General features: G+C 66.0%; 1 protein-coding gene. It reads right to left on the bottom strand.

The window, feature by feature from the left end:
* The coding region (locus K6N12_RS33740) for a nitrilase-related carbon-nitrogen hydrolase (protein WP_281424339.1) at nucleotides 1-403 on the bottom strand (403 nt) is incomplete at both ends.

Genomic DNA, 403 nt, shown 5'->3' with positions numbered 1-403 from the left:
GATGCGCACGCCGCGGAAATTCACCGGCCCCGGCATGGCGCCCTGGTCGAAGACCCGCTTCTCGTCGAACTCACCGTAATTCGGCAGGTCGATCTTGTCGCGCACCGCAATCACCTTGCCGCCGTCGAGCACGGCGACGGAATTGTAGCGCCCGGTCGCGTCCCGCCTGGGAAAACCGATGATGACGCCCGGTCCGCCATCGGCAGTGTCCGCAGCCAGGCTCTCGACTGCTTTCCAGCAGGCGCGGATGAAGGCGGGCTTCAATACCAGATCTTCAGGCGGATAGCCGGAGATGAAAAGCTCGGTCAGGACGAGCAGATGCGCGCCCTCCCGGCCCGCGTCAATACGCGCCTCGCGCGCCTTGGCGAGATTGCCGGCGACATCGCCGACCGTCGGGTTGAGC

This window comes from Rhizobium redzepovicii (genome assembly GCF_019793435.1).
In the GTDB taxonomy this organism is placed as follows: domain Bacteria; phylum Pseudomonadota; class Alphaproteobacteria; order Rhizobiales; family Rhizobiaceae; genus Rhizobium; species Rhizobium redzepovicii.
The sequence above is the reverse complement of the archived record's forward strand: the minus strand, read 5'-3'. Positions and strand labels throughout refer to the sequence as shown.